22 protein-coding genes are annotated in these 23,871 nt (G+C 73.4%); 15 read left to right on the forward strand and 7 right to left on the reverse strand.

The annotated features are described in order from the left end of the window. Positions 1-71 precede the first annotated feature (71 nt). Complete coding sequence (locus OHS82_RS11475; protein ID WP_328433816.1) at positions 72-899, reverse strand: pyrimidine reductase family protein; 828 nt, start codon at positions 897-899, stop codon at positions 72-74. 37 nt (positions 900-936) lie between these two features. Here OHS82_RS11475 and zapE point away from each other — a divergent pair, with 37 nt between their 5' ends. From zapE to OHS82_RS11515, 8 genes are all read left to right on the forward strand, one after another. Continuing rightward, on the forward strand, positions 937-2,043 hold the full coding sequence (gene zapE, locus OHS82_RS11480; protein ID WP_057575770.1) for a cell division protein ZapE: 1,107 nt from the start codon (positions 937-939) through the stop codon (positions 2,041-2,043). A gap of 184 nt (positions 2,044-2,227) precedes the next feature. Then, positions 2,228-2,635: a hypothetical protein gene (locus OHS82_RS11485; RefSeq protein ID WP_328433817.1), complete on the forward strand. Its 408-nt coding sequence runs from the start codon at positions 2,228-2,230 to the stop codon at positions 2,633-2,635. 90 nt (positions 2,636-2,725) lie between these two features. Continuing rightward, positions 2,726-3,307, forward strand: a complete 582-nt coding sequence (locus OHS82_RS11490) for a carbonic anhydrase (protein ID WP_057575766.1) — start codon at positions 2,726-2,728, stop codon at positions 3,305-3,307. An 8-nt stretch (positions 3,308-3,315) separates the two neighbouring features. Further along, entirely contained in the window at positions 3,316-4,848 is a 1,533-nt protein-coding gene (locus tag OHS82_RS11495; RefSeq protein WP_057576227.1) for a SulP family inorganic anion transporter, read from the forward strand. 125 nt (positions 4,849-4,973) lie between these two features. Then, positions 4,974-5,894 (forward strand): slipin family protein, encoded by a 921-nt coding sequence (locus tag OHS82_RS11500; RefSeq protein WP_328433818.1) that lies wholly within the window; start codon positions 4,974-4,976, stop codon positions 5,892-5,894. 89 nt (positions 5,895-5,983) lie between these two features. Next, positions 5,984-7,357 carry an alkaline phosphatase PhoX gene (locus OHS82_RS11505; protein WP_328433819.1) on the forward strand — a complete coding sequence of 458 codons (1,374 nt, stop codon included), beginning with the start codon at positions 5,984-5,986 and terminating at the stop codon, positions 7,355-7,357. Between the two features lie 136 nt (positions 7,358-7,493). Next, positions 7,494-8,435 (forward strand): polysaccharide deacetylase family protein, encoded by a 942-nt coding sequence (locus tag OHS82_RS11510; protein WP_328433820.1) that lies wholly within the window; start codon positions 7,494-7,496, stop codon positions 8,433-8,435. A 327-nt stretch (positions 8,436-8,762) separates the two neighbouring features. Then, the gene (locus OHS82_RS11515; RefSeq protein WP_057575758.1) at positions 8,763-8,951 is read left to right on the forward strand and encodes a hypothetical protein; all 189 of its coding nucleotides are present in this window, start codon (positions 8,763-8,765) and stop codon (positions 8,949-8,951) included. A gap of 130 nt (positions 8,952-9,081) precedes the next feature. Here the strand turns inward: OHS82_RS11515 and OHS82_RS11520 are convergent, their stop codons facing one another. Together OHS82_RS11520 and OHS82_RS11525 are read right to left on the reverse strand one after the other, a co-directional pair. Continuing rightward, positions 9,082-9,753, reverse strand: a complete 672-nt coding sequence (locus tag OHS82_RS11520; protein ID WP_057575756.1) for a hypothetical protein — start codon at positions 9,751-9,753, stop codon at positions 9,082-9,084. Then, the gene (locus OHS82_RS11525; protein WP_057575753.1) at positions 9,750-10,613 is read right to left on the reverse strand and encodes an ATP-binding cassette domain-containing protein; all 864 of its coding nucleotides are present in this window, start codon (positions 10,611-10,613) and stop codon (positions 9,750-9,752) included. The genes OHS82_RS11520 and OHS82_RS11525 overlap by 4 nt, the downstream gene beginning before the upstream one ends. Before the next feature lie 37 nt (positions 10,614-10,650). On the opposite strand from OHS82_RS11525, the gene OHS82_RS11530 reads away from it, so the two are divergent. The 4 genes from OHS82_RS11530 (at position 10,651) to OHS82_RS11545 (ending at position 16,142) form a co-directional block, all read left to right on the forward strand. Then, on the forward strand, positions 10,651-11,352 hold the full coding sequence (locus tag OHS82_RS11530; RefSeq protein ID WP_328433821.1) for a peptidyl-tRNA hydrolase: 702 nt from the start codon (positions 10,651-10,653) through the stop codon (positions 11,350-11,352). Between the two features lie 184 nt (positions 11,353-11,536). Then, on the forward strand, positions 11,537-13,165 hold the full coding sequence (locus OHS82_RS11535; RefSeq protein WP_328433822.1) for a DUF692 domain-containing protein: 1,629 nt from the start codon (positions 11,537-11,539) through the stop codon (positions 13,163-13,165). A 322-nt stretch (positions 13,166-13,487) separates the two neighbouring features. Continuing rightward, on the forward strand, positions 13,488-14,261 hold the full coding sequence (locus OHS82_RS11540) for a DUF4142 domain-containing protein (RefSeq protein ID WP_057575749.1): 774 nt from the start codon (positions 13,488-13,490) through the stop codon (positions 14,259-14,261). 294 nt (positions 14,262-14,555) lie between these two features. Next, a complete protein-coding gene (locus tag OHS82_RS11545) occupies positions 14,556-16,142 on the forward strand; it encodes an alpha/beta hydrolase (protein ID WP_057575748.1) in 1,587 nt (528 codons plus the stop codon). Positions 16,143-16,229: 87 nt separating this feature from the next. Here OHS82_RS11545 and hemQ read toward each other — a convergent pair whose 3' ends face one another. Further along, a complete protein-coding gene (gene hemQ / locus OHS82_RS11550) occupies positions 16,230-16,961 on the reverse strand; it encodes a hydrogen peroxide-dependent heme synthase (RefSeq protein WP_057575746.1) in 732 nt (243 codons plus the stop codon). 5 nt (positions 16,962-16,966) lie between these two features. Further along, positions 16,967-18,424 carry a protoporphyrinogen oxidase gene (gene hemG / locus OHS82_RS11555; protein ID WP_057575744.1) on the reverse strand — a complete coding sequence of 486 codons (1,458 nt, stop codon included), beginning with the start codon at positions 18,422-18,424 and terminating at the stop codon, positions 16,967-16,969. Positions 18,425-18,596: 172 nt separating this feature from the next. On the opposite strand from hemG, the gene OHS82_RS11560 reads away from it, so the two are divergent. After that, positions 18,597-19,712 carry a DUF4349 domain-containing protein gene (locus OHS82_RS11560; RefSeq protein WP_328433823.1) on the forward strand — a complete coding sequence of 372 codons (1,116 nt, stop codon included), beginning with the start codon at positions 18,597-18,599 and terminating at the stop codon, positions 19,710-19,712. A 27-nt stretch (positions 19,713-19,739) separates the two neighbouring features. Beyond that, complete coding sequence (locus OHS82_RS11565; RefSeq protein WP_328433824.1) at positions 19,740-21,122, forward strand: FAD-dependent oxidoreductase; 1,383 nt, start codon at positions 19,740-19,742, stop codon at positions 21,120-21,122. A 344-nt stretch (positions 21,123-21,466) separates the two neighbouring features. Here the strand turns inward: OHS82_RS11565 and OHS82_RS11570 are convergent, their stop codons facing one another. Then, positions 21,467-21,736: a hypothetical protein gene (locus OHS82_RS11570; RefSeq protein ID WP_079041048.1), complete on the reverse strand. Its 270-nt coding sequence runs from the start codon at positions 21,734-21,736 to the stop codon at positions 21,467-21,469. Between the two features lie 124 nt (positions 21,737-21,860). On the opposite strand from OHS82_RS11570, the gene OHS82_RS11575 reads away from it, so the two are divergent. Then, positions 21,861-22,673 carry a rhomboid family intramembrane serine protease gene (locus tag OHS82_RS11575; protein WP_328433825.1) on the forward strand — a complete coding sequence of 271 codons (813 nt, stop codon included), beginning with the start codon at positions 21,861-21,863 and terminating at the stop codon, positions 22,671-22,673. A 1-nt stretch (position 22,674) separates the two neighbouring features. Here the strand turns inward: OHS82_RS11575 and hemE are convergent, their stop codons facing one another. Further along, the gene (hemE, locus tag OHS82_RS11580; RefSeq protein ID WP_328433826.1) at positions 22,675-23,742 is read right to left on the reverse strand and encodes a uroporphyrinogen decarboxylase; all 1,068 of its coding nucleotides are present in this window, start codon (positions 23,740-23,742) and stop codon (positions 22,675-22,677) included. Positions 23,743-23,871: the final 129 nt, after the last annotated feature.

Consider the following 23,871-nt stretch of genomic DNA (forward strand, 5'->3'; position numbering starts at 1 on the left):
AACGGAACGGATGACTCCACCTATTCGGGCCCCGATCGGACCGTCGGCGGCGATCGAACCCGTTTGCGGCGTCACGGCCGCCGGTACCTGCAGAACAGGAAACCCTCCTCCTCCAGCAGGGACGCCAGGGCGAACCGCCGCGGTACCGCGACCGACGGTCCGCCCGCGATCCGCTGGGCGTCTCCGGCGGTGAGCATCGGGGCGACGGTCAGGCACAGCTCGTCCAGCGCTCCGGCGGCCACGAACTGCCCCAACAGCCTCGGCCCGCCCTCGGTCAGCAGCCGGGTGTGCCCGAGCGCGCCGAGCGCCTGCACGGCCCGGGCCGGCTCCACGCCCATGCCGTCCCCGGCGATCACCACCCGCACACCCGCCTTCTCCGCGGTCGCCACCCTGTCGGGCGCGGCCCCCGCCCCGGTCAGGATCAGGGTCGGGACCAGCGGCGACGTGAACAGCGGGAGGGAGAAGTCGAGATCGAGGCCGGCCGTGACCACCGCGACGGCGGGGGCGGGCGCCTGCCCGGCCGCCGCGCGGCGCGCCGCGAACTCGGCACGCGCGCGTGCGGGGCGGTACCCCTCGAGCCGGACGGTTTCCGCGCCGACGACCACCACGTCCGCGAGCCCTCGCAGGGTGCCGAAGATCCGCATGTCGGCGGCGGTGGAGATGGGCTGGGAGCGCCCGTCGTGCTGGGCGGCGCCGTCGAGGGTGGACACCATGTTGGCCCGCAGCCAGGGCCGCGGCTCGCCGGGCCGGGTCTGCGGGTAGGCGTAGGCCTCGGCGAGTTCGTCGAGGCTCCACTCCCGGTCCGCGCCGGCCTCACCTCCCTCGCCGGGGGCCCCGAGCGGGCCGCCGCCGGAGCCGGTCGTCGCTGTCTGGTCGGTCACAGGGAACAGCCGTCGCATGCCAGGCAGTCTGGCACGCCCCGTAGCATGGGGAACCGTGTCGTCCTCCTCCGCCGCCCCCGGCCTCAGCCCGATAGCCGACGCGTCGCCGGCCTCCCTCTGCGCCCGGCAGCCGCACGTCCCCGCGGACCGCCTGGTCGCCGAGATGGTGCCGCCGCCCCGGTTCGACTCGGTCCGCTTCAGCACCTACCTGCCGGACCCGAACCAGCCCAGCCAGACGCAGGCGGTCGGCGTCCTCGAGGGTTTCGCGGCCGGACTCGGCGGTGCGCACGCCACGGGCGCCGCCCGCCGGGGGTTCCTCGGCCTCGGCCGGCCGAAGGCTCCCCGGACGCCCGCCGGGCCGCGCGGCGTGTACCTCGACGGCGGCTACGGCGTCGGCAAGACCCACCTCCTGGCGTCCCTGTGGCACGCGACCCCGGCGGAGCCCGCCCTCAAGGCGTTCGGCACGTTCGTCGAGCTGACCAACCTCGTCGGCGCCCTGGGCTTCCAGCAGACGGTGCGCACGCTCTCCGGGCACCGGCTGCTGTGCATCGACGAGTTCGAGCTGGACGACCCGGGCGACACCGTTCTCGTCTCCACGCTGCTCGGCAAGCTGGTCGAGGCCGGTGTGGCGCTCGCCGCGACCTCCAACACGCTGCCCGGCAAGCTGGGCGAGGGCCGGTTCGCGGCGGCCGACTTCCTGCGGGAGATCCAGGGCCTGTCGGCGCAGTTCCGCGCCCTGCGCATCGACGGCGAGGACTACCGTCACCGCGGCCTGCCCGAGGCTCCGGCGCCGTACTCCGACGAGCAGGTGGCGAAGGCGGCGTACGCCACGGAGGGCGCCTCGCTCGACGACTTCCCGCACCTGTTGGAGCATCTCGCGAAGGTCCACCCGAGCCGCTACGGCGCGCTGACGGACGGCCTGAAGGCGGTCTGCCTCACGGACGTGCAGCCGGTGCCCGACCAGTCCACGGCGCTGCGGCTGGTGGTTCTGGCCGACCGGCTCTACGACCGCGAGGTCCCGGTGCTGGCCTCGGGAGCCCCCTTCGACCGGCTCTTCAGCGAGGAGATGCTGAACGGCGGGTACCGCAAGAAGTACTTCCGCGCGATATCCCGGCTGACCGCGCTGGCCCGCGACGCCAAGTCGCTCGTCAAGCCCGATTAGACGATCTCGGCCGTCCGGGTCAAGAGCCGGTTCGCGCCACACTTCCCGCTCTTTTCAGGCGCACTTCATCTGGAAACGTCGAGTTAACCCTGCAAACAACTTTGCAGGGTTACCTTGTTTCTTGACCAGCCGTTGACCAACCGTTGGTCCGGACTAGATGTGTGCGATGGTCGGAGGGAGGCGCATGTTCCGAGGTACGTCGGCCCGTGCCGTGATCTCGCTCCTCGCCGCCGTCCTGCTGGCCCTCCCGTTCTTCGCGCCGACGCCTTCCTTCGCAACCGCGCACACAGTGCGTCATGCCGAGGCCAAAGCCCAGCCCGGAATCACCCTCTCCGCCAAGACGCTGCGCCACGAGAAGGTCACCGCGCGCGACTGCGACCGTCCCGGCGGTCCCGCCGACCCACGTCGCACCCGCGACCGTCACCGGGTCACCGCCTGCGCCGCTTCGGCTCCCCACGAGCCCGAGCGCGCGTCGTCGGCGCAGGACCCCGCGGCCGCGCACCGACAGGCCCGGCCCGGCGATCCCCGGCACCGCACATCGAGATCCTCGACGTCCCACTCCCCGGCGGCACTCCAGGTCTTCCGCTGCTGAGCGGACGGAACAGAGCAACAGTCCCCCACCTGTCCTGTGTCCTGCACGTCCGACGCGCCCCCACGGCGCGCCAGGAGGAGTCACCACGTCATGCAGCCCCTCATCGACAACGCCCGTTCCTTCGGACAGCGCCCTGAGGAGTTCGCCCGGCTTGCCGAAGGCCAGTCCCCGCAGGTCCTCTTCATCACCTGCTCCGATTCGCGGGTCGTTCCCGCGCTGATCACGGGCGCCCGGCCCGGCGAGCTCTTCGAGCTGCGCACCGCGGGCAACATCGTGCCCCCCTACGGCTCCGACCGCCCCACCGGCGAGGCCGCCACCATCGAGTACGCCGTGGAAGTGCTCGGCGTCCAGGACATCGTGGTCTGCGGCCACTCGCACTGCGGCGCCGTCGGCGCACTGGTGCGCGGCGACGATCTCGACGGCGTGCCCGCCGTGCGCGACTGGCTGGCGCACGCCGCCGGCGAGCCCGGCGCCGCCGATCCCGACGACCCGACGGTCATGCGCGCGGTCCAGCACCACGTGCTCGCCCAGGTGCTGCGGCTGCGCTCGTACCCGTGCGTGGAGAAGCGGCTGGCCGACGGCCGGCTGCGGGTGCGCGGCTGGTACTACGAGGTGCACACCGGCGCGGTACGCGAACACCGCGTCGACACCGACGGCTTCGAAGCCCTGTGAGCGCCGCCATGACGAACCAGAAGCCCACCGGGCGAATATCCCGGTTCCCGCACCTGAAGCAGGACTTCGCCGCCTCTCTCGTCGTCTTCCTGGTCGCGCTGCCGCTGTGCGTCGGCGTGGCCGTGGCCTCCGGCGTACCGGCCGAGCTCGGGCTCGTCACCGGGATCGTCGGCGGCCTGGTCACCGGGCTGATGCGGGGCAGCAGCCTGCAGGTGTCCGGCCCCGCCGCCGGTCTCACCGTGCTGGTCTTCGAGGCGGTGCGGGAGTTCGGCCTGCCCGCCCTCGGGGTGATCGTGCTGACCACGGGAGCCCTGCAGCTCGCCATGGGCGCACTGCAGCTGGGCCGCTACTTCCGTGCCATCTCGGTCTCGGTCGTCGAGGGCATGCTGGCCGGAATCGGCCTGGTGCTGATCGCCGGTCAGCTGTACTCGGCGGTCGGCGCCAAGGCGCCGGAGTCCGGACCGCAGAAGATCGCCGGGCTGCCCGAGGCCGTCGCGGACGCGTTCGGCAGCGCCGCCGGCTCCGCCTCGCTCGCACTCGGCGCGGGCACCGTCGCGGTGCTGGTGTTGTGGAAGCGGTTGCCGGCGATGGTCCGCACGGTGCCGGGACCGCTCGCCGCGGTCGGCCTGGCCACGCTCGCCGCCCTGCTGTTCGACCTGCCCGTGGCCACCGTCGAGGTACGGGGCCTGCTCGAGTCCGTCCAGCCTCCGCCGCTCGGCGCCTTCGGCGACCTGGCGAGCGTCGGTCTGCTCGGCACGATCGTCGCGTTCACCCTGATCGCGTCCGCCGAGTCGCTGTTCAGCGCGGCGGCGGTGGACCGGCTGCACGACGGCCCGCGCACCGCGTACGACAAGGAGCTCATGGCGCAGGGCGCCGGCAACGCCGTCTGCGGTGTGCTCGGCGCGCTGCCGATGACCGCGGTGATCGTGCGCAGCGCGGCCAACGTGCAGGCCGGCGCGCGGACCAAGGCGTCCCGTGTGCTGCACGGCGTGTGGCTGCTGCTGTTCGCGGCCCTGTTGCCCGACCTGCTGGCGTACATCCCGATCCCGGCGCTGGCCGGCGTCCTCGTCCACGCGGGCGCCAAGCTCGTGCCGGCGCGGTCGCTCGTGGCGCTGTGGCGCGAGCACCCCGGCGAGGCGCTCATCCTGGTCGTCACGGCCGTGTCGATCGTCGTGGTCAGCATGTTCGAGGGCGTCCTCATCGGTCTCGCGCTGGCGGTCGTCAAGACGGCCTGGGAGGCCTCGCACATCCGGCTCGAGGTCGTCGACAAGGGGGCGGGCCCGGTGCAGGCGTACCTGTCGGGCAACGCGACCTTCCTGCGTCTGCCGAAGATCCTCGACAGCCTGGAGGCCCTTCCGCAGGACCGCCCGGTCGAGCTGGACCTCTCTGGTCTGCACCACCTCGACCACGCGTGCCGGACCGCCCTGGAGAGCTGGGCGGAACGCCACAGCGATCACGGCACGGAACCGGTGAAGGTCACCGAGCCGGTGAAGGCCCGGCAGTCCACGGAGGCGGCCACGGAACCGGCCCGGGCCGGCTGACAGCGAACACGTCCGTCCGCCGTCCGGGGCGCCGTCCGGGGCGTGGCCCCGGACCGGACGGCGGGCATATCGTTGCAGGAGTAGGCAGAACGGCTCAATCGGGACCTCTGGTCGAGGAGGTCGACATGCTCGAGGAGCTGCTGGGCGCGGCCGCGGCGGTCGCCGCGGGAGGCCTCGTGTACCTCGGGGCCGCGGCACGGGTCGTCAAACAGTACGAGCGCGGGGTGGTCCTGCGGCTCGGCCGTCTGCACGGCGACGTCCGCGGGCCCGGGTTCACCGTCGTCATCCCCGCGGTGGACCGACTGCGCAAGGTCAACATGCAGATCGTGACGATGCCCATTCCGGCCCAGGAAGGCATCACCCGCGACAACGTGACCGTGCGGGTCGACGCGGTCGTGTACTTCCGGGTGGTGGACGCGCCGGCCGCGCTCATCAACGTCGAGGACTACCGATTCGCCGTCTCCCAGATGGCGCAGACCTCACTGCGCTCGATCATCGGCAAGAGCGAGCTGGACGACCTGCTGTCCAACCGGGAGAAACTCAACGAGGGCCTGGAGCTGATGATCGACAGCCCGGCCATCGGCTGGGGCGTACAGATCGACCGGGTCGAGATCAAGGACGTCTCCCTGCCGGACGCCATGAAGCGTTCGATGGCCCGTCAGGCGGAGGCCGACCGCGAACGCCGGGCCCGGATCATCAACGCCGACGCGGAACTCCAGGCGTCGAAGAAACTCGCCGAGGCAGCCGAGCAGATGTCCGAGCAGCCCGCCGCACTCCAACTGCGGCTGCTGCAGACGGTGGTGGCGGTCGCCGCGGAGAAGAACTCCACACTCGTGCTGCCGTTTCCGGTGGAGCTGCTGCGTTTCCTGGAGAAAGCGCAGCAGCAACCGGTTACGCAACAGGGTGAGCAGCGGCAATCGCTTCCACAACATTCCGAGCAGCAACCGGTTACGCAACCGTCGCAGCGGCAACCGCTCCCACAACAGACTCAGCAGTCGCCGCCTGCTCCGCCGCCGCCCGCCGATCCGGAGGCCGCCGACGAGTGACACCTGCGCCGCGCGTGGTTCCCGGGGCGCATTGCGGGTGATAGACACAGCGGGATCACAGTCCTGTCCGCCAGCAGGAAGGTTTTCCCATGTCCGCGACACGACGTCAGATCCTCGCCGGCACCGGTGCGCTGGGGGTGGGCGCGAGCATCGCGTTCACCGGCGCCCTCTCGGACCTCTTCGCGGGCACCGCGGCCGCGCAGGGCCTCGGTCACGAGGGGTACGGCCCTCTCGTCCCCGACCCGCACGGCCTGCTCGACCTCCCCAAGGGCTTCCGCTACCGGGTCCTGTCCCGGGAGGGCGAACCGCTGCGCTCCGGCGAGGGCCCGGTCCCCTCGAACCACGACGGCATGACGGCGCTCCCAGGGGAGGGCGGCCGCGTGCACCTGGTCCGCAACCACGAGAACCGTCCCACCGCCGCGCACGCCGTCCCCACAGTGAAGGGACTGACCTACGATCCGGCCGGCAAGGGCGGCTGTACGGCCCTGACGCTCGACTCCCGGGGCAGGGTGCTCTCCGAGCGGGTCGCGATCGCGGGCACGGCCGTCAACTGCGCGGGGGGACCCACCCCGTGGCACACCTGGCTGACCTGCGAGGAGACCGAGGACAAAGCCGACACAAACGGTTACACCAAGGATCACGGCTTCATCTTCGAGGTCCACCCGTCCGACCCGCGCCGCACCGGAGCCGTGCCGCTGACCGCGATGGGCCGTTTCCAGCACGAGGCGATCGCCGTCGACCCGCAGCGCGGAATCGTTTACGAGACGGAGGACGCGTTTCTTCACCCGTTCGGCCTTTTCTACCGTTTCCTGCCGGAGAAGCCGTTGGGCGGCGTGGGCTCGCTGCGCGCGGGCGGCCGGCTGCAGGCGATGCGGGTGCCCGGCGTGCCGGACCTGTCCTCCATCCAGGAGACGGGCCGTGTCTTCGAGGGCATCGAATGGGTCGACGTGCCGGATCCCCTCGCCGTGGAAACCCCGGTCCGGCTGCAGGACTTCGGCCCGAAGGGCATCACCCACGCCCAGAAGCTGGAGGGTTGTTACTGGGGCGGGCGGTGCGTGTACTTCGTGTCGTCCTTCGCGCGCGGGGCGGACGGCTCGGCGGCCGACCACTTCGGCCAGATCTGGCGCTACGACCCGCAGCGCCGCCGTCTCACCCTCGTCGTCGTCTTCGGCCCGGACACGGACGTGCAGCTGCCGGGTGAGTCCCCGGACAACATCTGCCTCGCGCCCAGCGGCGGCCTGATGGTCTGCGAGGACGGCAACGGCGCGCAGCACGTCTTCGGCGTGACCAGGGGCGGCGAGGTCTACGCCATGGCGCGCGGGCGCCAGAACATCGGCACGCCCGAGGAGCCCGAGTGGGGCGAGTTCGCCGGAGTCACCTTCTCCCCCGACGGCGGCACGATGTACGTCAACTGCTACACGCCGGGGACGACGTTCGCCGTGACGGGCCCGTGGCGGCGCTGACCGCGCGCGCGTGAGTCCCGGGGGCGGAGCAGCGGCGCGGCCGGACGGAGCACGCGGACGCACCGGAGGGTGACGACCACAGAGCTGCGGTCATATTTCCGTATCGACCGCCGGGCGTTCCCCATAGGTTCATACGATGATCCTTCCCGCGCGCCGTCGTCAGGCCGCCGCTCTCTGCGTCCTCACCGCCGCTCTCACCGCCCTCGCCGGCTGCGGCACGCCCGAGCGTCAGGGGGCCGCCCGTCCGGCCGCCCCTGCCTCCGCCGCGGCCTCCACACCCGCCACGGCCCCCGGCTCACCCCAGGCCTCCGCCTCCGCCGCGAACCCGCCTTCCACACCCGTCGCCCCCGTCGCCCCCTCGCGGCCCCCGACGCTGGCCCCCGGCCCGGCCGGGCTGACCCCCGTCTTCCGCAGTGCGCCCCGCACCGCCGGCAAGACGGTCGCCCTCACCTTCGACGCCGACATGACCGCCGACCAGGGGGCCCGGGCGGCGGCCGGCGAGCACTTCGACAACCCGGGGCTGATTGCGGCGCTGCGCGAGCTGAAGGTGCCGTCCACTGTGTTCATGACCGGCCGCTGGGCCGAGGAGTACCCCGACCAGGCCCGCTCGCTCGGCCGTGACCCCCGTTTCGAGATCGCCAACCACTCCTACAGCCACTACGCCTTCACCGGCGACTGCTACGGGCTGCCGACCGTCCCCGAGGACCGGATGAGAGCGGACGTCGAACGCGCTTACACGGCGTTCCGCAAGGCCGGCGTGCCCAACGCGATGCCGTACTTCCGTTTCCCGGGCGGTTGCTACGACCGTCGGGCGCTGCGGGCGGTGAGCGGCACCGGCGTGACCGCCGTGCAGTGGGACGTGGTGAGCGGGGACGCGTTCGCCACCGACGCGGACGCCGTCGCCCGGCAGGTGCTGGACGGCGTACGGCCCGGCTCGGTGGTCGTCATGCACTGCACCCGCAGCGCGGCCCCGACGACCGAGCAGGCGGTGCGGACGATCGTCCCGGAACTGCGCAGGCGCGGATACCGGTTCGTGAAGGTTTCCGAGCTGATCGCGGCGGCGAGCGGGCGACCGTGACCCGCGGGGCCCGCGGCGGCCGGACGCCCGCCCTCGCCGCCGCTCCCTCCCCCCACCCCCAGCCCTCGCCGCCGCTCCACGGGCCGGATACTCCCGCACCGTCGACCCGGACGCGGGAACACCCACGCCTCGCCTCCCGCCTCCCACGGCTCACCGCCCGCGGCCCACCGCCCACCGCCGACCGCCGACCGATTCAGCGGGCGCACCCCCGCCGCCCGCGCACCGCACGCTCCCCACTGCCCGCCACCGCGCCGTGCGGGCAGTGGGCCCGTCCAGGGGCCTGTGGCTCCGCTTCGGCGGCCGGCAGGGGTTTCGTACGCTGGGGGCATGAGCGACGACAGCGAGCGCGACTACTGCCTGATCGACGCCACCCGGCCGCCCAGGGCCGAGGGACCGCCGTACGCGGAGTGCGTGCAGTGCCGCAAGCCGACGGAGTACCCGGAGTCGTACAGGGGCATCACGCTGTGCCCGGTGTGCGAATGGCAGGAGGCCCAGCGGACCGCTTGCTCGGGATGACGCCATCCGGGCCGCCGGGCATCCGCCGGCCCGCGCCACCGTTCGGTAGGCCGCCCGCCAGTGCCACTGTTCGGTAGACCGCCCGGCCGCGCCTCCCGACGGAGGTCTTCCGGCCGTGGCCCAGGCCGGGTCAGGGCGAGCGGCGGGACGTCAGGGCGCAGGCGGCGGCGATCGCGGCCGCTCCCAGGAGAGCCGCCGCCGCGGTCGGCCACAGCGGCAGGTGGACGGTGGCCGTCCGGGAGCCGTCGACCAGGCCGCTGACGGCCGCGTTCGCCGGGGACCCGCTCACCACCAGCGCCAGCAGGGCCGCCAGCAGCAGGGCGGGAACCGCGCGGCCGGGCGAGCGCAGCACCGGCCAGGCGGTGAGCGCGCCGACGGCGGCGCCGAGCAGCGCGCAGGTCAGGACGGCGAGCAGGCCCGCGCCGGCCGCCTCGAGGACCGGGACGCGCCGCTGGTGATCACTGCCGACCGGGTCGCTGACGAAGGTGACGAGCGCGGTCGCCGCCATGCCGAACGCGGCGGCCGCGGACAGCGCGACCAGCACACAGGCCAGATGGGCCCGCGCGGGCCCGACCGCTGCGGCGACGACGGTACGGGCGGCCGGCGGCTCGTTGGAGACGCAGATCCGCACCAGCCAGGCGGCCACGGGCAGCAGGAACGCGGCCGCGTAGCCGAGCGAGTCCAGCAGGGGCTGGCCGCCCTGGACGCCGACGCCGAGGAAGACGGCGTACAGCAGGAACGGCGGCAGCCAGCGCTGCGAGCGGACGAGCAGGGCGCTGTGATAGCGCAGCAGGGCGGTCATGGGCGGCTCTCTTCTTGACGGACGCTCACCACGTGCCACGGCGGGTCGGCGGTCAGCAGGGCGCGGAGCAGGACGTCGGAGTGCGAGGCGGGGACGGTGAGCCGGTGGCGGCGCTCGGCCGTCTGCTCGGCCGAGGCGGCCAGCCGGAGCGCTTCCGGCGGCAGGGCCGCGGCCGGACCGTGCACCTCGACCGTCGTGTGCGGGCCGGTGGGCGCGGGGTCCGGGCCGGCGTCGGCGTCCACGCGCGCGTGCAGACCGCCGTCCCGGACGGTGAGTACGACGTCGGTGGCGTCGGCGAGTCGGCGGGGGTCGTGGTCGACGAAGACGACGGCCGCGCCGGCCGCCGTCCGCTCGGCGACGGCCCGCTCGAGTTCGGCCCGGGCGTCCGCGTCCAGGCCGGTCCACGCCTCGTCCAGGATCAGCAGTTCGGGCTCGGCGAGGAGCGCCTGCGCCACGGCGACCTTCTGGCTGGTGCCCTTCGACAGACGGTTCATGGGGGTGCCGGCGTGCGCGGCGGCGCCGAAGCGGTCCAGCCAGTGGTCCGCGGCGCGCTCGGCGGCCGGCCGGGACAGACCGTGCACGGCGCCGAGGTGGGCGAGGTAGCCGGCGGCGGTGAACGGGAGGGCGGCGGGGAAGCGTTCGGGGACGTAGGCGGTGCGGGGGCGGCCGGTGACCCTGCCCTCGGTGGGGGCGTCGACGCGGGCCAGCAGGCGCAGCAGGGTGGATTTTCCGGTCCCGTTGGCGCCCGCGACGCGGGTGAGCGTGCCGGGCGCCGGGCGCAGGGCCACGTGACGCAGCACCCAGGGACCGTGCAAGCCGTAGCGGCGGCCCACATCCTCGAGGCGTAGATCGGAATCCATGAGGAGCATCCTCTCGTAGGTCCAGTAGCCTGCGCGGGTGAGTGAGAGTCCGTTCCAGACCGAGCCGAACCCCCGCGACCAGGCCCCGCAGTTCGTGCTGCCCCTCGTCGTGCGGGTGGAGAAGTCCGCTCCCCCCGCGCGCGTGGACGCCCTGGAGACCGCCGCCCGCGCCGTGCTCGTGATGCTCGGCGACGAGCGCTCCGACGGGGACGGCGAGTGGGCGCAGGTCATGCGGGACTGGCAGGACGCCCGGATCCGCAAGGTGGTGCGGCGGGCCCGGGGCTCGGAGTGGCGGCGCGCGGCGGAGCTGCCGGGCATCACCGTCACCGGGAAGTCGGCGGAGGTGCGGGTGTTCCCGCCCGTGCCGCTGGACGGCTGGCCGAAGGAGCTGGCGAAGCTCCAGGTCTCCGGAACCGATCTCGACGACCCCGAGCCGCCCGGCGCCGTGGAGCCGGGGACGGTCGTGCTGTGGATGAGCCCCGAGGTGGAAATGTCGGCGGGCAAGGCGATGGCGCAGGCCGGGCACGGCGCGCAGCTCGCCTGGTGGGAGCTGTCGGACGCGGAGCGGGCCGCGTGGCGCGAGGCGGGCTTTCCGCTCGCCGTGCGGACCGCACCGCCGCAGCGCTGGCGAGAGCTGACGGTCAGCGGACTGCCGCTGGTGCGGGACGCGGGGTTCACCGAGATCGCGCCGGGCAGCTGCACGGTCGTCGCGGATCATCCGGCCCTGCGCGCCCACTGATCCCTCCCCCCTCGCGGCCCCTCATCGCGTCGTCGCCCTCTGCGGTCTCCTCGCGGCCGGCTCACGGCGTCCTGTCGTGCCGAACCTCAAATGTTGCTCTGAAGCGGGGCGGGGTGCGGTTCGGGCACGGACCGCGGGGTCATACCACCGTCACCGTGCAGGGGGACGAAGGAGGCGGGGGACCATGGTGCGACTGGGAACGGGGATCGGCTGGCGGCCGGAGATCGCGGACGCCGTGGAGCGCATGCAGGGCATCGACTGGGTCGAGGCCGTCGCCGAGAACGTGTGCCCCGGCCACCTGCCCGACTCGCTGCTGCGGCTGCGTGAGCGCGGGGTCACCGTGATCCCGCACGGCGTGTCGCTCGGGCTCGGCGACGCGGAGCGCCCCGACGCCGGACGGCTGACCGCGCTCGCCGAACGAGCCGTGGCCCTCGGCTCGCCGCTGGTCACCGAGCACATCGCGTTCGTCCGCGCGGGCGGGCCGCTGACGGCGTCCGTGCGGTTGGAGGCCGGGCATCTGCTGCCCGTGCCGCGCACCCGGGACGCGCTCGACGTGCTGTGCGAGAACGTGCGCATCGCACAGGCGGCGCTGCCCGTCCCGCTGGCCGTCGAGAACATCGCCGCGCTCGTGGCGTGGCCCGGCGAGGAGATGACCGAGGGGCAGTTCCTGTACGAGCTGGCCGACCGCACCGGCGTGCGCCTGCTCATCGATGTCGCCAACCTGCACACCAACCACGTCAACCGGGGTGAGGACCCCGCCAAGGCGCTCGCCGAGCTGCCGTTGGAGGCCCTCGCCTACGTCCATGTCGCGGGCGGCTTCGAGCGGGACGGCGTCTGGCACGACAGCCACGCCCATCCGGTGCCCCGCCCGGTCCTCGACGTCCTGACCGACCTCGCGTCCCGGGTGTCGCCGCCGGGAGTGCTGTTGGAGCGGGACGACAACTTTCCGGAACCGGCCGAACTGGAGCGGGAGTTGGGCGTGATCCGGGCAGCTTTGGAGCTCGGGGCGGCCATCCGTGGCGCGACCGTGCCCGCCGACGCGGACCTCCTGCCCACGGCGCCGCGGATCGCCGTCCCGGCTCGGATCGGGGCTGCCGAGCCGTCAATCCCGGCCGGTGCCGCAACGGACGCCGGCGCCGAAACCGCGACCGCGACAGCAACAGCAACAGCAACAGCAACCGGTTACGCAGAAGTTGCGGGTACAGCCAGGCCTGCGACCGCTTTCGCAGAAGTTGCGGTGCCGACCAAGCCTGCGACTGCTCTCGCAGGAGTTGCGGTTGCGGTTGCCGCCGCGGCCGGGCCTGCCGCAGGCGCCGTCGCCCGGACGCCGGACCGAGCCGCTTCCGGCGAGGCGACCCGTCAGCGTCTAGCCCTCGCCCAGTCGGCGCTGCTGTCCGCGATGGTCGCCGGGACACCGGTTCCGGAGGGTTTCGACCGGGTGCGACTCGGGGTCCAGGCGCGGGCGTTGGCGGCGAAGCGGGCGGACGTGGTGGCGAAGGTGGCGCCGGAGCTGCCGCTGATCTTGGGAAACGGTTACCGAGCCGCTTTCGTCACCTACGCCCAGGGTCACCCGATGCACGCCGGTTACCGACAGGACGCCCTCGACTTCGCCGCACAGCTCCTGCGGGAGGGTCGCCCTGCGGAGGGGCGGGCCCGCCGTGAGCTGCGCCGCTGGTGGCTGGACCGTTCGGGTCCGGCCCCGCGCCGGTGGCCGCGACTCGGGCTCGGGCGCGGGCTCGGGCGCGGGCGCGGGCACGGGCTCGGGCTCAGGCTCGGGCTCACGCATACGGGCCGGTCGCTGATCCGCCGATGACACCGCGTCCGGAACTGTCGGGAGGCGGCGTCATCGGCGACACGGTCGCCCCCGCCGCCCCCGCCGCCCCCGCCGCCCCCGGGAGAACGCCCCGAGTGTGCCGGGGTTAACACCAGCCCGCCGCTCCCCCACCCAACAACCGTTTACCGCCCGTTTCTCCCATTTTCACCACCACCTCACACCTTCGGTTTCACCTGGTATGCCCGGGATCCAACTGTTCACCGGTGAGCGGAAATGCACACAACCGGCGCAGTAACATTCCAGAACATCCAGTTCCGCTACCGAAGCGCACTTGCGTGCAGTGCCGCGAGCAGGAGGCACGATGCGACCGCGACCCCCGGTCCAGGGCAGAGGCATCTTCAGCGGTACCGGGCTCATCATCACGTGCCTGGCCGCCACCCTCGCAGCGCTGGTCTTCCCTATCTGGTCGTACGCCGACCGGGTGGACACGGGCGTGAACGTGCTCAACGCGGAGACGGTGTCGACGCAGTACGGGCCGCTGTCCGCGCTGGACCGGGAGTTCGTCACCAAGGTCCGCCTGGCGGGGCTGTGGGAGCTGCCCGCCGGTCGGCAGGCGGAGACGAAGGGCACCACCGAGGCGGTGCGCACGGCGGGCCGGCACCTCGTCGAGGGACACGCCTTCCTTGACGAGCGGGTCCGCGCCGTCGCCTCCCAGCTGGGCCTCCCCCTGCCGAACGAACCCAACGACCAGCAGCAGGGCTGGCTGAGCGAGCTGACCGCGGCCCAGGGCCGCCAGTACGACTGGAAGTTCGCCAACATCCTGCGCCTCGCGCACGGCCGGGTGTTCTCCGTCGTCGCCCAGGTACGGGCGAGCACCCGCAACTCCCTGGTCCGGGCACTCGCCGACGACGCCAACACCACCGTGCTGGACCACATCAAGGTGCTGGAGGCCACCGGGTACGTCGATTTCGACGCCCTCGCCCGGGACATGGCCGCCGACTTCACGCCGCCCCTCAACCGCTCGCCCGCACCGCCGGGCCCGATGGCCGACCCCGGACCGGTCGTGCCGCTCACCGCGCCGGACCCCACCTATCCGCTCCCGCCGGCCGCGGCCAGTCCACCGCCCGCCGCCTGAGCCTCCGCCGACGCGCCCCATCCCGCTCGCCCGGCTGTACCCCGAACCCATCACCCCGCGCCCCGCGCCCCGGTGACGGAACGTCACCTACCAGCTCGGCTCGACCGCGGACGAGATCCGAGCCGCCCCCGTACCCGTCTCCACGCGCGCGGGTGCCCGCCAGGTGGGGGCGCGCTGCACCAGCCGGGGGCGCACAGGGGGCATTGGCGGCGACACCCGTCACCGGTGCTTGCCTTCCCCCACAACCGCACCAAACATCCCTTCTGTCGCCGCCGTGCATCGAAGGGACCCCCGATGAGAGCCGCCGCCCTCCACTCGGCCGCAGGAGCCCTGCTGCTGACCGCCCTCTCCGCCGTCCCGGCGGGCGGGGTCCCGGGCCCGGCCGCCCAGCGGTCCCCGGCGTCCGGGGTGGCGCTCGCCGCCGCACGGGCCGCGGCGAAGGGCGTCGCCTTCGGGGCCTGTGCCGAGGCGGAGGAGCTGCCCGCCGCCATGCAGTGCGGCACGGTAGCCGTACCGCTGGACTACGCCCGTCCGGACGGCAAGCAGCTCAAGCTGACCGTCAGCCGGGTGCAGGCCACCCACCGGGACCCGCACAACAGCAAGCACCGGGTGCCCCGGCAGGGCGCCCTGGTCTTCAACCCTGGCGGTCCCGGCGGCTCGGGGCTGTACTTCCCGCTGATCGGGCTCCTGCCGGAGTGGAAGCGCATCGGGGCGGCCTACGACCTCGTCGGCTACGACCCGCGCGGGGTGGGCCGCTCGGCGCCCCTCTCCTGCCAGGACCCCAAGCGCTTCTTCAAGGGCCCCTCGCCCGCGCCGACGCATCCCTCGGAGTCGTACAAGCGGGAGCGCATCGCGCAGGCCAAGGCGTACGCGCAGGGCTGCGCGAAGCGGGCGGGCGGAGCCCTGCGGCACTACAACTCGCTCAACAACGCCCGCGACCTGGACGTGCTGCGGGCCGCGCTGGGCGAGGAACGGCTGACGTTCATGGGCGCGTCGTACGGCACCTACTTCGGGGCCCTCTACGCGACGCTGTTCCCGTCCCACGTGCGGCGCATGGTGTTCGACGCGGCCGTGAATCCGGACCCGGCGCAGATCTGGTACCGCAACAACCTCGACCAGTCGATGGCGTTCGAGAGCCGCTGGACGGACTTCCGCGAGTGGATCGCCGCCCACGACGACGTGTACGGCCTCGGCGACACCGCCGAGGAGGTGCTGTTCAGCTACGAACGGGCGCGGGCGCGGCTGGCCGCGGAGCCGGCCGGCGGGAAGGTCGGGCCGGGTCAGCTCCAGGGCGCGTTCCTGCAGGCCGGGTACTACGACGACTACTGGCCCGCCCGCGCGCAGGCGCTGTCGGAGTACCTGAAGGGCGATCCGAAGCAGCTGATCGCGCAGGCCGGTCCGGTGCAGGGGGCGGCGGTCGAGGCGGAGAACGCGAACGCCGTGTACACGGCCGTGGAGTGCAACGACGCGTCGTGGCCGACGGACTGGAAGGTGTGGGACCGCGACAACACGCGCCTCGCGCGCGTGGCGCCGTTCGAGACCTGGGACAACGTGTGGGCGAATCTGCCGTGCGCGTACTGGCCGGCGCCCCGGCAGCGGCCGCTCGACGTGCGGACGGGGCCGGGCGAGCTCCCGCCGACGCTGATCCTGGCCGCCGAGCGCGACGCCGCCGCGCCCTATGACGGGGCGCTGGAGATGCACCGCCGTCTGTCGGGGTCGGTGCTGGTGACGGAGCGCGACGCCGGCACCCACGGCATCGCGGGCGGCCCCAACCGCTGCGTCAACGGGCACCTCGAGGCGTATCTGCTGGAGGGGCGGCTCCCGGCCCGGCGCTCCGCCTGTGCGGCGCACCCGGAGCCGAAACCGCTCGCGTCGCGCTGAGGCCGTCGGACGGCGGCGGGGCCGCGTGGGGCAGGTCGCTCCACGCGGCCCCGCCGCATGTCGGTACGGTCCGACGCCCCTGCGGGGTCAGGCCAGCCCGGCGACCAGGTCAGCCACGGACTTGCGGCGGCCCGTGTAGAACGGGACCTCCTCGCGGACGTGCATACGGGCCTCCGAGGCACGCAGGTGACGCATGAGGTCGACGATGCGGTGCAGCTCGTCGGCCTCGAAGGCCAGGATCCACTCGTAGTCGCCGAGCGAGAACGAGGCGACCGTGTTGGCGCGGACGTCCGGGTAGCCGCGGGCCATCTTGCCGTGGTCGGCGAGCATGCGGCGGCGGTCCTCGTCGGGCAGCAGGTACCAGTCGTAGGAGCGGACGAAGGGGTAGACGCTCACGTAGTCGCGGGCCGTCTCGTCGGCGAGGAACGCCGGGATGTGCGAGCGGTTGAACTCGGCGGGGCGGTGCAGCGCCATGTTCGACCAGACCGGCTCGAGCGCGCGGCCCAGCTTCGTGCGGCGGAAGAGGTTGTACGCCTCCTGCAGCTGGTCGGCGGTCTCGGCGTGCCACCAGATCATGAGGTCGGCGTCGGCGCGCAGACCGGACAGGTCGTACGTGCCGCGGATCGTCACGTCCTTGGCGTCGAGCTGGTCGAACAGCTCCTGCACCTCGTCGGCGAGGCCCGCGCGGTCCTCGGGCAGCGCGTCCTTCAGCCTGAAGACGGACCACAGGGTGTAACGGATGACCTCGTTGAGGTCCTTGGCCAGCTTGCCCTTGTTCGGGATCCTGCCGGGCTCGGTGGTGGAGGCGTCGTCACTCATGGTTCTCATTCTCCCGCTCCGCCGTGCAGACTCTGCACCGGGTCGGCCGCGAGGGCCCGTACCGTGCTCAGGTCGCCGCCGAGCTGGTCGGCCGCGGCGTACGCGCTCGCGATGCAGGCCGGGATGCCCACGCCGTCGTACTGCGCGCCGCACACGGCGAGGCCGGGGAGTTTCGCGACGTGCTCGCGGATGCGGGCCACGCGCGCGTGGTGGCCGACCGGGTACTGGGGCAGGCCGTCCGTCCAGCGGGTGACCCGGGTCTCGACGGGTGCGGCGGCCAGGCCGGTGGCCTCGCGCAGGTCGTGGCGGGACACGGCGACCAGGTCGGCGTCGTCGCGGTCGAGGATCTCCGTCTCGCCATGGCGCCCGACCGAGGTGCGCAGCACGAGCGTGCCCGGGTCCTCGTCGGCGATCCAGCCCCACTTCTGGGAGGCGAACGTGGACGCCTTGATGGTGTGTCCGTCGACCGGTGGGACGAGGAAGCCGCTGCCCTCGGGCAGGGTGGTCCCGGCGCGCCGGTAGGCCAGGGTGACGAGCGCCATGGAGGCGTACTCCACGGTGCGCAGCTCGGCCGCTGCCCCGGGGGCCTCCGCGGCCAGCAGTCGGGCGGCGGCCGGTGCGGGGACGGCGACGATCACGGCGTCGGCGTGCAGCACCCGCTCCCCGGCGGTGACGCGCCAGCCGCCCGCGGCGTCGCGGTGCAGCCCGCTCACCGGTACGCGCGTGTGGATCTCCGCGCCGCGCGCCTCGACGGACGCGGCGACCGCGAGCGGCAGGGAACCCACGCCGCCCTCGATCCCCATGAAGACCGGACCGGTCTGCTGGTGCGCGGCGGCCTTGGCCTGGATCCCGCGGACGGCTTCTGTCAGGGAGGTGTGCGTGCGCGCCGCCTGGAAAAGCTGGGGGACGGCCGAGCGCATCGAGATCCGGTAGGCGTCCCCGGCGTACACCCCGCCCAGCAGTGGTTCGACGAGTCGGTCGACCACCTCGCGGCCCAGACGGGCGGCCACGTACTCGCCGACCGCCACGTCGTCCCCGAGGGGTGTGCGGGGGAGGTCGGCGTCGCGCTCGATCCGGGCGACGCCCTCCTCGGACAGGACGCCGGCCAGGGCGCCGCCCGTGCCGGGGACGCCCATGACGTGGCCCTTGGGCATGGGGCGCAGGGCGCCGCGGGTCCAGATCGAGGCGGTGGCGGTGGCCGGGGGCTGCAGACGGTCGGCGAGGCCCGCCTCGCGCGCGAGGGCGATCGCCTCGGGCCGGCGCGCCAGCATCGACTCGGCGCCGAAGTCCACCCGCACGCCCGCGATCTCGCCGGGCAGCAGCTTGCCGCCGACCCGGTCGGACGCCTCCAGCACGGTGACCCTGGCCCCGCGCCCGAGCAGCCGGTGGGCCGCGGCCAGTCCGGCGATTCCGGCTCCCACGACGACGACGTGCTGCCCGGTGCCCGTACCCGTTGCGCTCATGACCCCACTCTCTCAGACCCCACCGACACCGCCGCCGGGCCCCGGTGTCCTCCTCGCGTCCCGACCGTGACCTGTTCGGAACCGATCACCGCAAACGTCCGGGGCCGCCCCGGCGTCGAAGAAGCGTCAGTGGTCAGTCATCAGCCGTTCACACCCTCGGGGGGACACCCACATGCGCACACGACGTTCAGCAGGACGCCCCGCGCGCCGTTGCGCACGGCCCGCGCACGCCCTGGCCGGCCTCCTGCTGGCCGCGGGCCTCGCGCTGACCGGCTGCAGCGGCAGCGCGGACGACAGCGGGAGCACCGCGTCCGACAAGGCCGCCGTCGGTGACGCGGCCGCCCGGGACACGGGCGCCGCCTCGGACTCGGACGCGAAGGAGGGGACGGATGCGAAGGAGGGGGCGGGCGCGAGCGGCTCGAAGGCCACGGCGGCGCCCAAGCCCGCCGCGAACCGCATCATCCGCACCGCCACCCTGACCGTGCAGGTCAAGGACGTCTCCAAGGCCCTCGACGAGGCGCGTACGACCACCGAGAACGCCGGCGGCTATGTCGGCGACGAGACGACCGTCCGGGACGAGGACGACGCCGAGCGGACCCGTGTGGTGCTGCGGATCCCCGTCGAGAAGTACGACGACGTGCTCGCCGACCTGCAAGGCGCGGGCAAGCTGCTGGAGCGCACGGCGAAGGCCCAGGACGTGACGGACCAGGTCGTCGACGTCGAGAGCCGGATCGCCTCGCAGCGCGTCAGCGTCGCCCGGGTCCGTGAGCTGATGGACCGGGCTGTCAAGTTGAGCGACGTGGTCACCCTGGAGGGCGAGCTGAGCAACCGTGAGGCGGCGCTGGAGGCTCTGCTCGCGCAGCAGGCGTCCCTCAAGGACCGCACGAGCCTTGCGACCGTCACGCTGACCCTGGCGGAGAAGCCGGTCGTGGAAGCGGCACAGGACGACGACCCGGGCTTCGTGGACGCGGTGACCGGCGGCTGGGGCGCGTTCGTGACGGTGCTGCGCTGGATCGCCGTGGCGTTCGGCGCGACGCTGCCGTTCCTCGCGGCGGGTCTGCTGCTTCTGCTGGTGTGGCTGCGGCTGGTGCGGCCGCGCCGCCGGGCCGCGGAGGCGAACTGGGCGCGGCTCGGCGTCCCGGGGCAGACCGGGGCGGGCCGGACGGGAGCCGCGCAGACCGGGGCGGGCCCGGTGGGAGTCGCGCAGACAGGGAGCGGACAGCCGGGGACCGGGCAGGCCGGGGCCGGGGGGAGCGAGGCCGAGGCGGGCGAGCCCGGGCGGGACTGAACTGCGTTCCCCCCGTAGCGTGTTCGTATGAGCATCGAGCGACTGGTCGTGATCGGCGGTGACGCCGCGGGCATGTCCGCGGCGTCTCGGGCCCGACGTCTGAAGGGGCCCGATGAGCTGGAGATCGTGGCCTTCGAGCGCGGGCACTTCACGTCCTACTCCGCGTGCGGCATCCCCTACTGGGTGGGCGGCGACGTCGCCGGGCGGGACGATCTCGTCGCCCGCACCCCCGAGGAGCACCGCGCGCGCGGGATCGATCTGCGGCTGCGCACCGAGGTCACCGAGATCGACGTGGCCGGACGGCGGGTACGCGCGCGTGCGGTGGGTTCCGGGGCGCAGTCCTGGACGTCGTACGACAAGCTCGTCGTCGCGACCGGGGCGCGCCCGATCCGGCCCGACCTGCCCGGTGCGGACGCGGCGGGCGTGCACGGGGTGCAGACCCTGGACGACGGTCAGGCGCTGATCGACACGCTGTCCCGCGCGCGGGGGCGACGGGCCGTGGTCGTGGGGGCCGGTTACATCGGCGTGGAGATGGCCGAGGCGCTCATCAACCGCGGCTACGAGGTGACGGTCGTCAACCGGGGCAGCGAACCGATGTCGACGCTCGACCCGGACATGGGCCGGCTGGTGCACCGGGCGATGGAGGGAATGGGCATCGCCATGGTGAACGACGCCGAGGTCACCGAGGTGTGCACGACGCGGGACGGCCGTGTCCGGGCGGTTCGCACCGAGGACGCCGAGTATCCGGCGGACGTGGTGGTGCTGGGCATCGGCGTCCGGCCGGAGACCGCGCTCGCGCAGGCCGCCGGGCTGCCCGTGGGCGGGCACGGCGGCCTGCTCACCGACCTGGCGATGCGGGTGCGCGGCCACGAGGAGATCTGGGCCGGCGGCGACTGCGTCGAGGTCCTCGACCTGGTCTCGGGCCGGGAGCGGCACATCGCCCTGGGCACCCACGCCAACAAGCACGGACAGGTCATCGGCGCCAATGTCGCAGGCGGTTACGCCACGTTTCCGGGCGTGGTCGGCACCGCCGTGAGCAAGGTCTGCGACCTGGAGATCGCCCGGACCGGGCTGCGCGAGAAGGACGCGCGCAGGGCGGGCCTGCGCTTCGAGACGGTCACCGTCGAGTCGACCAGCCGGGCGGGCTACTACCCCGGCGCCTCCCCGATGACGGTCAAGATGCTCGCCGAGCGCAGGACGGGCCGTCTGCTGGGCGTCCAGATCGTCGGACGGGAGGGCGCGGGCAAGCGGGTCGACGTCGCGGCGGTGGCGCTGACCGCCGGGATGACGGTGGAGCAGATGACGGCGCTCGACCTGGGCTACGCGCCGCCGTTCAGCCCGGTGTGGGATCCGGTGCTGGTGGCGGCCAGGAAGGCCACGGCCAAGGTGCACGGCAGCGGGCAGGAGTAGGGCGGCGGGCGGCCGGGACCCGGCGGCGCGGGACCGGGCCGCGCCGCCCCGGACGCGCCCCGTGGTGCGCGCGACCAGCCCGGCCGGTGCGCTGTCGCACACCGTTGCTCAAGCGGTTTCACCCGGTCCCGCCCGGAGCGTTTCCCCTCCGTCGCATCGCAAGCGATCCCACTCCGCCGCACCGCGAGCCGTCCGACTCAGTCCGTCGCACGCCGTCCTACTCCGCCGCCCAGCGGACGGTTCCGCTCAGCTGCGTCCGCGAGCCGTCCCTCTCGGCCGCCTCTCGGCCGCCTCGCGGACGCTTCCGCTCAAACGCTTCTGAAACCGTTCCGGTCCGGCGCTCCTCAAGCCGTTCCGGTCAGGCGCGGGAGTGCGGAGACCGCCGCGGCGGGGGGCTGCTCCGTCGGCTTCGCGTGCGCGGCCGACGCGGGCCGCGACCGCAGCCGGTTGCTGACCGCCTCGTCCAGCGTCACCGGCCGCTGCATCTGTGAAGCGAGCCGCCCGGCCTCCTGGCCGAGTCGTGCCACGTCCTCCCAGGGCAGCCGGATCACCAGCGAGATCTCCGCCTCGCCGTCGGGCGTGGCGTGCATCGCGGGGGTAACTCGGTCGTTCATCGCTGTTCCTCACGTCGTCCCCGCGACCCGCCTTCCTCGTGCCGCGAGCGGTTGCCGGTTCATACGCACTGCTGGGAAGCGGCGTTCACCGATTCGCCGAACGGATCGGGGGCACTACTTCCTTGTGGTCATCCCCGTGCATGACGTGAACCCCGTGCGCCGCACCCCGGTGGTGACGTACGCGCTGATCGCCGCGAACGTCCTCGTGTTCCTGTACATGCCGGGCCTGTCCGGCTCCGTGGCGGGGGACAGCAGCCTGGCCCAGACGTGCCATCTGCACGCATTCCTCGAGCACTGGGCGGCCGTGCCGCGCGAGTTGGTCGACCATCAGTTCCCGCAGCTCGTCCCCACCGGCGAGGTGCGGGGCGCGTCCTGTCAGCTGGGCCCGCCGGACTACACCAAGTCGCCGGCGCTGAGCGTGCTCACGGCGATGTTCCTGCACGGCGGCTGGCTGCATCTGCTGGGCAACATGCTGTTTCTGCTGATTTTCGGCAACAACATCGAGGACCGCATGGGGCACGTCCGCTTCGCGGTCTTCTACGTCGTGTGCGGCTATGCCGCCTCGTACGGCTTCGCGCTGGTCAACTCCGACTCCACGGATCCGCTGATCGGCGCGTCCGGCGCGATCGCGGGCGTGCTGGGCGCCTACCTGGTGCTGTATCCGAAGGCCCGGGTGTGGGTTCTGGTGCCGTTCCTGGTGTTTCTGCCGCTGCGTCTGCCGGCCTGGCTGGTGCTGGGCTTCTGGTTCGGGCTGCAGGCGGTGTACTCCTCCGGCGAGGGCGTCTCGGGCGCCGGAACCGTGGCGTACACGGCGCACGTCGTCGGCTTCCTCGCGGGCATGCTGCTCGCCTGGCCGCTCAAGCCCGGTACGCCGGCGCCGCCGGAGCCGCGCGGCCTGCTGTTCGGCAGGCGGGCGCGTCCCCGGCACACCTGGTGAGTCAGCGGGCCGTCCGCGTGTGGACGTACTCGACGAGACGGGTCAGCGCGTCCGGGTCGGTGGTGGGCATGACGCCGTGGCCGAGGTTGAAGACATGGCCCTCGAGTCCGGCGGCCGCGTCCAGGACCTCGCGGGTCTTGGCCTCGACGGCCTCGGCGCCGGCGAACAGGACGGTCGGGTCGAGGTTGCCCTGGAGCGCCTTGCCGGGGCCGACCCGGCGGACGGCCTCGTCGAGCGGGACGCGCCAGTCGACGCCGACGACGTCCGCCCCTGCCTCACCCATGAGCCGCAGCAGCTCACCGGTGCCCACCCCGAAGTGGATGCGCGGGACGCCGTAGCCCTCGACCGCGCGGAACACCTTCGCGGAGGCGGGCAGCACGGAGCGGCGGTAGTCCTCCGGAGCGAGTGCGCCGGCCCAGGAGTCGAAGAGCTGGACGGCGCTCGCGCCCGCCTCGATCTGCACCTTGAGGAAGGCCGCCGTGATCTCGGCGAGGCGGTCCAGCAGGTCGGCCCAGAGCTCGGGGTCGCCGTACATCATCGCCTTGGCGTTCTCGTACGTGCGCGACGGCCCGCCCTCGACGAGGTAGCTCGCGAGAGTGAAAGGGGCGCCCGCGAAACCGATCAGCGGGGTGGCGCCGAGCTCGGCCGTGAGCAGTCCGATGGCCTCGGTGACGTAGGAGACGTCCTCGGGGGTGAGGTCGCGCAGCTGGGCGAGGTCGGCGCGGGTGCGGATGGGGCGTTCGACGACCGGGCCGACGCCGGGCTTGATGTCGAGGTCGATGCCGATGGCCTTGAGGGGGACGACGATGTCGCTGAAGTAGATCGCCGCGTCCACGTCGTGCCGGCGCACGGGCTGCAGGGTGATCTCCGTGACGAGCTCGGGCCGCATGCAGGACTCGAGCATCGGGACACCCTCGCGGACCTTGCGGTACTCCGGCAGCGAGCGTCCGGCCTGCCGCATGAACCACACGGGCGTGTGCGGCACGGGCTCGCGCCTGCACGCCTTCATGAAGGCGCTGTCGTAGGTCGCTGTCGGCTGCCGGCCCGCCGGGCTCTCGTTCGCACTCACGACGGCAAGTCTCGCACGGCGCGGGAGGCCCTGCGGCCGCCCCCTCACCGTCCCCTCGCCGTCCCCTTCGCCGCTCTGCCGACGCCCCCTTCGCCGCGACTCGCCGCGCGCGGGGTGCGTCGCGGGCGT

The sequence above is a fragment of the Streptomyces sp. NBC_00425 genome, from assembly GCF_036030735.1.
Lineage (GTDB): Bacteria > Actinomycetota > Actinomycetes > Streptomycetales > Streptomycetaceae > Streptomyces.

What these genes read in the sequence shown, in the direction of transcription:
- OHS82_RS11475 (WP_328433816.1), bottom strand. Translation starts at nt 899, where the DNA reads ATGCGACGGCTGTTCCCTGTGACCGACCAGACAGCGACGACCGGCTCC.
- OHS82_RS11485 (WP_328433817.1), top strand. Translation starts at nt 2,228, where the DNA reads ATGTTCCGAGGTACGTCGGCCCGTGCCGTGATCTCGCTCCTCGCCGCC.
- OHS82_RS11490 (WP_057575766.1), top strand. Translation starts at nt 2,726, where the DNA reads ATGCAGCCCCTCATCGACAACGCCCGTTCCTTCGGACAGCGCCCTGAG.
- OHS82_RS11495 (WP_057576227.1), top strand. Translation starts at nt 3,316, where the DNA reads ATGACGAACCAGAAGCCCACCGGGCGAATATCCCGGTTCCCGCACCTG.
- OHS82_RS11500 (WP_328433818.1), top strand. Translation starts at nt 4,974, where the DNA reads ATGCTCGAGGAGCTGCTGGGCGCGGCCGCGGCGGTCGCCGCGGGAGGC.
- OHS82_RS11505 (WP_328433819.1), top strand. Translation starts at nt 5,984, where the DNA reads ATGTCCGCGACACGACGTCAGATCCTCGCCGGCACCGGTGCGCTGGGG.
- OHS82_RS11510 (WP_328433820.1), top strand. Translation starts at nt 7,494, where the DNA reads ATGATCCTTCCCGCGCGCCGTCGTCAGGCCGCCGCTCTCTGCGTCCTC.
- OHS82_RS11515 (WP_057575758.1), top strand. Translation starts at nt 8,763, where the DNA reads ATGAGCGACGACAGCGAGCGCGACTACTGCCTGATCGACGCCACCCGG.
- OHS82_RS11520 (WP_057575756.1), bottom strand. Translation starts at nt 9,753, where the DNA reads ATGACCGCCCTGCTGCGCTATCACAGCGCCCTGCTCGTCCGCTCGCAG.
- OHS82_RS11525 (WP_057575753.1), bottom strand. Translation starts at nt 10,613, where the DNA reads ATGGATTCCGATCTACGCCTCGAGGATGTGGGCCGCCGCTACGGCTTG.
- OHS82_RS11535 (WP_328433822.1), top strand. Translation starts at nt 11,537, where the DNA reads ATGGTGCGACTGGGAACGGGGATCGGCTGGCGGCCGGAGATCGCGGAC.
- OHS82_RS11540 (WP_057575749.1), top strand. Translation starts at nt 13,488, where the DNA reads ATGCGACCGCGACCCCCGGTCCAGGGCAGAGGCATCTTCAGCGGTACC.
- OHS82_RS11545 (WP_057575748.1), top strand. Translation starts at nt 14,556, where the DNA reads ATGAGAGCCGCCGCCCTCCACTCGGCCGCAGGAGCCCTGCTGCTGACC.
- hemQ (WP_057575746.1), bottom strand. Translation starts at nt 16,961, where the DNA reads ATGAGTGACGACGCCTCCACCACCGAGCCCGGCAGGATCCCGAACAAG.
- hemG (WP_057575744.1), bottom strand. Translation starts at nt 18,424, where the DNA reads ATGAGCGCAACGGGTACGGGCACCGGGCAGCACGTCGTCGTCGTGGGA.
- OHS82_RS11560 (WP_328433823.1), top strand. Translation starts at nt 18,597, where the DNA reads ATGCGCACACGACGTTCAGCAGGACGCCCCGCGCGCCGTTGCGCACGG.
- OHS82_RS11565 (WP_328433824.1), top strand. Translation starts at nt 19,740, where the DNA reads ATGAGCATCGAGCGACTGGTCGTGATCGGCGGTGACGCCGCGGGCATG.
- OHS82_RS11570 (WP_079041048.1), bottom strand. Translation starts at nt 21,736, where the DNA reads ATGAACGACCGAGTTACCCCCGCGATGCACGCCACGCCCGACGGCGAG.